The organism is Pedobacter sp. 01T416_2, from assembly GCF_056398925.1.
Genome location: NZ_JBFTQI010000136.1, coordinates 1 through 9,696 on the forward strand (window position 1 = coordinate 1; position 9,696 = coordinate 9,696).

Here is a 9,696-nt window from a genome sequence, read left to right on the forward strand (position 1 = left end):
GTTTATCTATGTGCTGTTTTTGCTCCTGCTTCCATTCGGAATCCCCAATATTTTGTTGTACTTATTGGCTTTTGGAACAGGCTTAACACTCGATGCTTTTTACGATACCATGGGCGTACATGCTACGGCTTGCGTGGTATTGGCTTTTGTAAGGATTTCCTTTATATCGATAAGTTTAAACCGCGACGCAATTGACGACCCAGAACCATCGTTAAGTTATATGGGTTTTCAATGGTTTTCACTTTATGCTTTTCTTTGCGTTGTTGCACACCACCTGGTGCTGTTCTTTCTAGAAACATTTAGGCTAACCGAAATTGGTTACACCTTAATGAGATGCGGCTTAAGTTGTATCTTTACACTGCTTATTATTTTATTGGTAGAGTTTATATTCTATAGAAGAACACCACGCTAATGGATCAATTATTTAACCGAAAATATATCGTTCAAGGATTATTTATTGTAATCGCCCTGATTTTATTGGGGAAGTTATTTTATATCCAGATTATTAGCGACAAGGCCTTTATTTCTGCAGAAAGTAATGTATTAAAAAAGAAATTCAAGTTCCCTGCACGTGGTGCTATTCTAGACCGGAACATGAAGGTTATTGTACAGAACGAACCTGTTTACGATTTAATGGTTATTCCCAACGAAGTAAAGGAATTTGACACGGTTACCTTAGCTGCAGCACTCGAGATTTCGGTAGCGGACGCACGCAAATTTATGCGTAAGGCCAAGGCTAAATCCAACTATCAGGCCACACCTTTTGTTAAACAGATTTCAGTTCAGAGCTATGCTCGTTTACAGGAAATTATGTACCGTTTTCCGGGTTTTTCAACTCAGGACCGCACCATACGCCATTATCCCGATAGTGTTGGAGGACAGTTATTTGGTTATGTAAAAGAGGTAGACAGTGCCGATATTGCCAAATCTGAAGGCTTTTACAAGCCAGGCGATTATAAGGGAAAARGTGGTCTGGAAAAATCATACGAAGAAGTTTTAAGGGGAGAAAAGGGCGTTGTAAATACAATTTATGACGTGCACAATACCCCCCAAGGCAGTTATGCTGATGGAAAGTATGATATCAATGCAGTTTCGGGCGAGCGACTAATTTCGGGCATTGATATGAGGATTCAGAAACTGGGTGAAGAGCTGATGATGAACAAGGTTGGGGCAATTGTAGCGATTGAGCCTGCTACCGGGGAAATTCTTTCACTGGTAAGTAGTCCGGGCTATGATCCAAATCTTTTGGTTGGCAGAAATCAAGGGAACAATTACATGGAATTTATTGTGGGCAATCCATACCGCCCATCTTTAGTAAGACCAATAATGGGTTACTATCCCCCTGGGTCATCGTTTAAGCCTGTTGATGCGCTAATTGGACTACAAGAAGGCGTAATAGATCCCAATACCACATTCTTTTGTCCGCACTATTATCAGGCTGGAAATAGAAAAATTAAATGCGAACACTTTGATGGCTCAATTTCTTTACGAAGAGGCATAGCCCGTTCCTGTAATACTTACTTTTGTTATGTTTTTCAAAAGTTAATTACCAAAAACGGGATGAAAAACCAAAGACAAACCTATCAGGAATGGCGCGATAAAGTGGCTAAATTTGGTTTCGGATCAAAGCTCGACATTGATATGCCTTATGAAAGAAAGGGCTATTTTTATACCGCAGACCATTACGATAAAATTTATGGTAAAAGATGGGGTTATACCAACGTAATTTCACAGGCTATTGGCCAGGGTGAGATTACCGCTACCCCATTACAAATGGCAAATGCCATGGCTATTATTGCTAACCGTGGTTATTACATTAAACCGCACTTAATTAAAGGTATAGGCGATAAAAATCTGGTTAAAAAAGAATATGTAGTTAAAAATTATGTAGGTGTAGATGCCAGACATTTCGAATCCGTAATTGATGGTATGCAGGATGCCGTAAACACCAGCTGGGGAACGGCCATACTGTCACGGATTCCTGATATAGTACTTTGTGGAAAAACAGGAACGGTACAAAACCCGCACGGAAAAAACCACTCTGTGTTTATAGGTTTTGCCCCAAGAGATAATCCGAAAATTGCTATTGCAGTAATTGTCGAAAATGCGGGTTTTGGCAGTACCTATGCAGCGCCGATAGCCAGTTATATGATCGAAAAATACCTGAAAGGTAGTGTTAGCGGTGGAAGAGCTGCTCAGGTAGAGTGGATGAAGAATCAAAACCTGCTTCCTTTATTAATCGACAAAACAAAAAAGATCAAATTAACGAAGGCAGATAGTCTGTTGCTTAAAAAAGCAGATTCAACCAAAAGGATAAAAGATAGTTTGAGAATTAAATCGGCAACGATAAAACAGACGGTTACTACAAAACCTAAAGAATTAAAATCAGTAATCATCGATAAACCTGTAATCCAGAAATAAAATGCAGCAGCAACAGGGAAACCGTTTTTTCTTTAATGTAGATTGGATTACTGTTTTAATCTATATCGCCTTATGCGCTATTGGTTTCATCAATATTTATGCTTCCGTTCCACCAGAACACACAGCGGTGTTTGGCTTTAGCACGCTTTACGGCAAACAGCTAATTTACATCATCACTGGTTTAATTTTAGGCTTATCTATCTTATTGTTTGATGGAAGGCTTTTCAATGTCTTCTCGCCTTTTATTTATGGCGGCACACTGCTGTTGTTAATGGCCGTATTGGTAATCGGGAACAAAGTGGCGGGGAACCAGGCATGGATTGCAATAGGATCCTTTAAACTTCAACCTGCCGAATTTGCAAAGTTTGGCACAGCCTTGCTTTTGGCGAGATATGTAGGGGCATTTAACCCCAAATTCCGGGATGTTAAATCAATTATGATTGCAGGATTAATCGTGGGTGCACCGCTATTGTTAATTATGCTTCAGCCCGATACGGGTTCGGCATTGGTGTTTCTTGCATTTATGTTTCCATTATACCGTGAAGGTTTATCAGGTTATTTTCTATTGATATTTTTGGGAATGATTGTGCTCTTTATTGCCGATTTTCTGGTCCCTACCTATATCTTAATCATCATTATTACCACAATTGCTGGCCTTTTCATTTACAACAACAGAAGAAAACAAAAAATAATCTTCTCTACTGTTTTGGTAACCGTTTTCGCTATTGGCTATCTGTTTTTAATAAAAATTGCCTACGAAAAAGTTTTAGCTCCCCACCAACGTAGCCGTATCGAATTAATGTTAGGGCTTAAAACTGACAATAAAGGTGCGGGTTATAATGTAATTCAATCGCAGATTGCCATAGRCTCAGGGCAGGCAACCGGCCGTGGATTTTTACAGGGCACACAAACTAAATATGGTTATGTACCAGAGCAGAGTACCGATTTCATCTTCTCTACCATCGGCGAAGAATGGGGATTTATGGGCTGTTCTGTAGTGATAGGTTTGTATATGTTCCTTCTACTCCGATTGGTTAATTTAGCAGAAAGGCAACGATCTACATTCTCCAGGGTATATGGTTATAGCGTAGCCTGTATCCTCTTTTTCCACGTTTTTATCAATATCGGGATGACGATTGGTATTATTCCCGTAATTGGGATTCCCCTACCCTTAATTAGTTATGGTGGTTCGTCGTTATGGAGTTTTACAATCTTACTGTTCATCTTTTTAAAGCTGGACTCTAACCGGATGGGATTTATTTAGTCTTAAGTCGGGAGTCCTTAGTCTGGAGTCGATATATTAAAAGGAATTCGTCATTCCAAAGCAAAAGCAATCTTAAGGTTAGGTTAAGGCCGAAAATCTATTTACTGGAAAGCAAAAGTTCTTCTAAAATCAATGCGTATTCCCGCTAACCGCTTTACTTCTCCCGATAAAACCTGTGAAACAAGCAAGCATACCAAAAAACAATAAACAGCAATGCTTAAATCGGGCTTCGTGTTCGCTTTTATCGGGTTTAGGCGGGCAGTTCTGTCCTACCGGTTTGCGTTAATAAACCCAACTTAACGGAAATCCTTTTTGGAAAAATCATATTTTCCATTAAAGGTAAATTTACAAAAAGATTGAAGTGGTGGGACTACAGCACCAATGAAATGCTGAACAATCATTTCCTAATGATTTACAAAATTGGGATGGTTCATTTATAATCAGGCCAGAGTTGATATGCGTCATCCTGAGTCTTCAGCTTTTTAGAAAAACATTAGAGTGCCGAGAACAGGCTGTGAGGTCTCGTCATGTCGACCTTAGTGTTATAAAGGAATCCTTTGGAGGAGAGATCTTTAAAATTGTTCAAAGATTTCTCTCCCGAATGTTCGGGACTGCGCTCCAGTCGAAATGACGACTGATTTTAGAACTCTGTAATTGGTAATGTATTTTTCAGGGCCTAATGGATACTGACCTGTAGCGAAGCGGAAAGCTACGCAGTAAAACAAGTTCAGTATGACGATGCGCGGTGTAAGACCAGGCGCTAAACGCCTTACGCTTATCGCTTCTACCTACTAAACCTTCGGTTCAACAACTCGTAAAACTGATCAACTGTAGCCTGTTTATTGGCCCAGTTATTTTTCGCCGCATAATTATTCTGCAGGTAGCTATCTGCCGCTTCGAAACTGCTCATCTTATTTATGATATCAATTACTTCCGAATAGGCCAGATTATACCCATTAAAAAGATCCTTGATAAAAAGTAACTTTTCGTTCAAACTAATCGCCTGCTTTAAATCGGCAATAGGTGCTTTAACAGGCTCATCACTTTTACCATTTGTTTTGGCAAGCAGATCATTTAAACTTGGTGCAGGTTTAGCCGCCTCAGGCTGTGGAGATGGTTTTACCGGAACTGCTTCAGGCCTAAACAAGGGGCGCTCCTGTTCAACAGGCGGCGAAATAATGGGATCATCCAGTTTCACATCTTTCAGTGCCTCAATAGGCTCACTTGGCACAGCAACCGGTTCTACTTCTTTAACAACTGCAACAGGTTCTTCTTCGGCAATTACTAAAGGTTCTTCCTCCTCTTCCTGTGGAATTAAAAAAGGTTCAGGGCCAATTTCATCTTCTTCAGTTGGTGTAGGCTCTTCCTGAACAGATAAAGTTTCTTCCTTTTCGTGAATTATCTTTTTACGTGCTAAAATTTCAGCTTCTTCTTTGCTTAAAGGGCGATCGAAAATTTCTTCAACAGATTTCGCTTCATAATCGAACTGGTCGTTTTCATCGTGTGTACCCAATACAAATTCAAAAGTATGATCATCCTGGTCTGGCTTAAAGAAATCTTTATTCAAAAGCGATGCAGCTTTTTCTTCTTCAATAATTTCATCATCCAGCACTTCCTGTTCGGGCTTCACATCCACACGTTCTTCCTCTTCCTGAGCAGTAGCAACTTCTTCCAGTTCCTGCGGATCGAAACACTCATCATCTTCTACATAACTTTTTTCAACTTCGGGCAGTATAATGGTATTTTGTTCGGCCAACAAAGCATGATTTCCAGGTTCAGCAGGCTTATCTTCTACTATGGTGTTTAATTTTTTGACGACATTCACATGATCGGAAAGAAAATGGGCATTGGCCAGAAAAAGCTCCAGCTCCAAATCGTTTAATTGCTGAGGATTTTGAGCTAAAAACTGATATTGCTCATTTAATTCTGTTAAAATGCTGCCGATCTTTCTGAAAATATCCTGTTGGTTCATCATAAAATTAAAACGAATTTTTAGTCGATTTATGTTGGTAACTATGTGTTCAAAAATAACACATAATTCTCATTTAATTTCATTCGGTAATATTATAAAAAGCATACTTAAGTAGTTCTGTTATTATAACAGAAAATTTATAAAGAATGTTTAAGTACTTAGTCACCGATTCAATATATGATCAAATCATTATATTAGTAATATGAAATTTAAATACGCCCTCATCGTTTCAAGCTTAATTTTGGTCACTTCCTGCTCGGACACTAAACAAAAGACCTTGCCTAGCCTGACAATCCTTCAAGAAACACTAAACTTAAAGTCAGAGTTAAAAACGTCATACTTCAAAAAATTAGGTTACGAATTTAAAAAAGGTGACTCTATTAGCTTAACCTATAAACATATCGATCAAAATGATACAAGCTCATATCGCATAGCCGATCTGTCTACCTCTAAGGTATGTATATATACGACTAATAATAGAAGTGAATTAAAGTCCATTGTTAAGGAGGCAAAATCAAAGGGCTTCGTTCAAGAGATAAAGGAAAAAGGCATAACCGGCTACAGGAGTAACAGCCAAATTCTTTTTGTTACTGACACCGTTAAGCAGGGAAAAAAGATTTTTAGTTTGAATTTGATGCAATTGGGAATTAAAAAACTGTAAGATGAATTGGGAAACTATTTCGGGAATGTGTGCGGTAATTGGAATTGGGTATGCCATTTATCAATTTAATTTTTTGCCTACGAAAGAATTACATGAATCTAAGTTGGCCTTAGCTGCACAATTCGGTACATCCCAAAAGCTAATAAGATCATTAATTGCGGAGCTAAAAGACTATTCATTGGTTCATGGCGATTTAGAAATATTTAGTGATGGTTTAACAATTGGTGGGTATATCAAATATTTAGAAGATATGGAAATCAACAACTTATCTGATGAAACATTTGACAAAATAAATGATACAGATTTGAATAAAGATACGATAGCTGCAATGTCGAATTCTTTACATGCTCAAATACACAGTTTTAATAAATCTATAGCTTTTTTTCAGACTAAATTCAAGTATAAATAAAAATATCCCTAAAGATTCCTTCATTAAAACATAAGCAATATTAATTCAATCATATTTAAATACTTAATTATCATGTTGGTAACTTAGTAGCCAAAAATCATGCAATATTCTCATATTTGTTCGGTTTAAAAATTATAGAACAGACATAGGGGAATAAAAAAAGAGGCATGTTATTTAGCGAACAAAATTTTAGAAGAAGGGGCGAATTTTCGGGAAGTATAGAGGTGGTATGTGGCTCTATGTTTTCTGGTAAAACGGAAGAACTGATCCGCAGATTAAAAAGAGCCCAGATTGCTAAACTGAATGTCGAAATTTTTAAACCCCGTACCGATACCCGCTACCATGAAACTGCTGTGGTTTCGCACGATTTGAACTCCATAAACTCTACCCCTGTTGATAGCGCTTCGGCCATTTTACTACTTGGCACCAATACACAGGTGGTTGGTATAGATGAAGCGCAGTTTTTTGATGATGAGCTGCCTGACGTTTGCAATAAACTCGCCCTTAAAGGTATACGGGTTATTGTTGCTGGCCTGGATATGGATTTTACGGGCAAACCCTTTGGGCCCATGCCTGCTTTAATGGCCATTGCCGAACATGTTACCAAAGTAAATGCCGTTTGTGTTTGCTGTGGAAACCCAGCCCTATACAGTTACCGTACAGTTGCTGATGAAGCGACCGTACTACTAGGCGAAAAGGAAAGTTATGAGCCACGTTGCAGAGCGTGTTATAATCTGGACAAAGGATAACACCATTCTTGATTAATCTGTACCTTTAAGTTGCACTTAATTATTGATATGGATAAACAATTTAAAATCAATGCTTTTAGAACCGGTTTAGCAAAATTCGTAACTTTTGAAGAAAGCGAATGGGAAATCTTAACTCAGCACCTCAGTTTTTCTACCCTAAAGAAAAAGGAACATTTTGTAGTTGAAGGGAAAGTATGCGATTATATTGCCTTTATTATTCAGGGTGCTGTAAGGCATTATCATGTTAAAGACGGACAAGAAATTACTGGTTATTTTTGTTTTGAAAATGAGCTGGTAAGTGCCTATAAAAGCTTTGTAAAAAGAGTACCGAGTACAAACTTTATTCAGGCCCTGGAGGAAACCCAACTTGTTCTTATTGCTTACGCCGATCTTCAGAAAATGTTAAACCACCCCGTGCTGGGGCTGAAAATGGAACGGTTTGGCCGTCTGGTTGCTGAATATTACATCTGCTGTTTTGAAGACCGCCTTAATGCTTTTGTTATCCAAAGCCCCGAAGAGCGTTATACTGCGCTTGAAAAAACTGCAAAAGATATTTTCCAGCGTGTTCCACAACACTATATCGCCAATTTTTTAGGTATTACCCCTGTTTCACTCTCGCGTATCCGTAAACGTACACTCATTTTAAAGGATTAAATTTAAACCTTATCTTTTGTTAACGTTTTCATCGTTCCATACGGCATAACTTTGAACTAATTAAAAAACGAAGATATGCACACTATACTTGGCGCCGGCGGACCAACAGCAAACGCACTGACCAGAGAATTAAGCAATACTAACGAAACCATTAGATTGGTTAGCCGAAAACCAATTTCTACAAGCAACCCGAATGCAAGCTGGGTTAAGGCCGATTTATTAAATGAAGCTGACCTTTTCGCAGCAGCCGAAGGTTCGAAAGTAATATACCTCTGCGCCGGTTTGGTTTACGATGCCAAAGTATGGCAAGAACAATGGCCGGTTATTATTCAGAATGTAATTAACTTAACTAAACGTACAGGCGCAAGGCTGATATTTTTTGATAATGTTTATATGTATGGCCTGATAAATGGCCCAATGACAGAAGATACGCCTTACCATCCCTGTAGCTTAAAAGGAGAAGTAAGGGCAAAGGTAGCCGAACAATTAATGAGCGAATCGAAAGCGGGTAAAATAAATGTAACCATTGCCCGTGCTGCAGATTTTTACGGAGCAGATTCGATGAACAGCTTTTTTGACATGATGGTACTCGATAAGTTTGCCAAGAAAAACAAAGCTCAATGGATAGGAGACCCAAATAGACTACACAGTTTTACTTACATTGAAGATGCTGGAAAAGCTTTATTTCTGTTAGGCCAAACACCCGATTCTGGCAACCAGATATGGCACCTGCCAACCGCGGCTCCCTTAAAAGGGAAAGCTTTTATAGAAATGGCTGCAAAAATTTATGAAACCAAACCTCAATATTCTACCATTAATAAACTGATGCTACGTTTAGTAGGTTTATTTAAAAAGATAGTTTCGGGTACTGTAGAAATGTACTATCAGTACGATCATGATTATCATTTCGATTCTACCAAATTTGAAAAGGCATTTAATTTCAAACCTACACCTTATTATGATGGGATTTTAAAACTATCGAAAACCATGTATAAAAAGCAGAATTGACATGAATCAGGGCAAATTATAAAGCTAACTATTTATCTTTAGCGCCAATGATTCAAGATAATACGACACATAAAAACGGCATTAAAACCATATCGGTTTTAGGCTGTGGTTGGTTCGGCTTGGCCTTAGCCAAAAAACTGATCGGGTTAAGTTATACCGTTAAGGGTTCTACCACAAGCCGGGAGAAACTAGCAATACTGCAGTCCGAAAATATCCAGCCTTTTTTAGTCAACTTTACGGCAGAAGCGGTAGTGGCCGATCCAGCTTTTTTTGAGGCCGATACCTTGTTTATCTGTATTCCGCCAAAACGCAATTCGACTGAACTTCTTGATTATCCCCAAAAGATCAATTCAATTTTGGCAGCAGCGAAAGATAAATCGAAACATGTGGTATTGATCAGTTCGACGAGTGTTTACGCTGATGAAAACAAAATAGTAAATGAAACCAGCGAGACACATCCTGATACTGATTCAGGAAGAGTCGTTTTAGCTGCAGAAATTCTATTTAAAGAACTATTTCCCGAAAACTGCACAGTGATCCGCTTTGCGGGCTTAATTG

The 9,696-nt window shown here is 38.5% G+C and carries 10 protein-coding genes; 9 read left to right on the forward strand and 1 reads right to left on the reverse strand.

What is annotated here, in order from left to right; all coding sequences use genetic code 11:
• From AC1DPQ_RS08160 to rodA, 3 genes are all read left to right on the forward strand, one after another.
• Positions 1-412: rod shape-determining protein MreD (locus AC1DPQ_RS08160; RefSeq protein WP_477608740.1), on the forward strand; the 412-nt coding region annotated here is incomplete at its 5' end.
• A complete protein-coding gene (gene mrdA, locus AC1DPQ_RS08165) occupies positions 412-2,421 on the forward strand; it encodes a penicillin-binding protein 2 (RefSeq protein WP_477608742.1) in 2,010 nt (669 codons plus the stop codon). The genes AC1DPQ_RS08160 and mrdA, both read left to right, overlap by 1 nt.
• A gap of 1 nt (position 2,422) precedes the next feature.
• The gene (gene rodA / locus AC1DPQ_RS08170; RefSeq protein ID WP_477608744.1) at positions 2,423-3,685 is read left to right on the forward strand and encodes a rod shape-determining protein RodA; all 1,263 of its coding nucleotides are present in this window, start codon (positions 2,423-2,425) and stop codon (positions 3,683-3,685) included.
• Between the two features lie 784 nt (positions 3,686-4,469).
• Here rodA and AC1DPQ_RS08175 read toward each other — a convergent pair.
• On the reverse strand, positions 4,470-5,660 hold the full coding sequence (locus tag AC1DPQ_RS08175; protein WP_477579451.1) for a hypothetical protein: 1,191 nt from the start codon (positions 5,658-5,660) through the stop codon (positions 4,470-4,472).
• A 199-nt stretch (positions 5,661-5,859) separates the two neighbouring features.
• Between AC1DPQ_RS08175 and AC1DPQ_RS08180 the strand changes: the two genes are divergently transcribed.
• The 6 genes from AC1DPQ_RS08180 to AC1DPQ_RS08205 form a co-directional block, all read left to right on the forward strand.
• A complete protein-coding gene (locus AC1DPQ_RS08180) occupies positions 5,860-6,318 on the forward strand; it encodes a hypothetical protein (protein ID WP_477579453.1) in 459 nt (152 codons plus the stop codon).
• A 1-nt stretch (position 6,319) separates the two neighbouring features.
• Entirely contained in the window at positions 6,320-6,727 is a 408-nt protein-coding gene (locus AC1DPQ_RS08185) for a hypothetical protein (RefSeq protein WP_477579454.1), read from the forward strand.
• 167 nt (positions 6,728-6,894) lie between these two features.
• Positions 6,895-7,476 (forward strand): thymidine kinase, encoded by a 582-nt coding sequence (locus tag AC1DPQ_RS08190; RefSeq protein ID WP_057932507.1) that lies wholly within the window; start codon positions 6,895-6,897, stop codon positions 7,474-7,476.
• 48 nt (positions 7,477-7,524) lie between these two features.
• Positions 7,525-8,130, forward strand: coding sequence for a Crp/Fnr family transcriptional regulator (locus AC1DPQ_RS08195; RefSeq protein WP_477608746.1), 606 nt, complete (start codon positions 7,525-7,527; stop codon positions 8,128-8,130).
• A 75-nt stretch (positions 8,131-8,205) separates the two neighbouring features.
• Positions 8,206-9,138 (forward strand): NAD-dependent epimerase/dehydratase family protein, encoded by a 933-nt coding sequence (locus AC1DPQ_RS08200; protein ID WP_477579458.1) that lies wholly within the window; start codon positions 8,206-8,208, stop codon positions 9,136-9,138.
• Between the two features lie 47 nt (positions 9,139-9,185).
• Positions 9,186-9,696, forward strand: a 511-nt coding sequence (locus AC1DPQ_RS08205; RefSeq protein WP_477608748.1) for an NAD(P)-binding domain-containing protein, incomplete at its 3' end; no start/stop codon positions are given.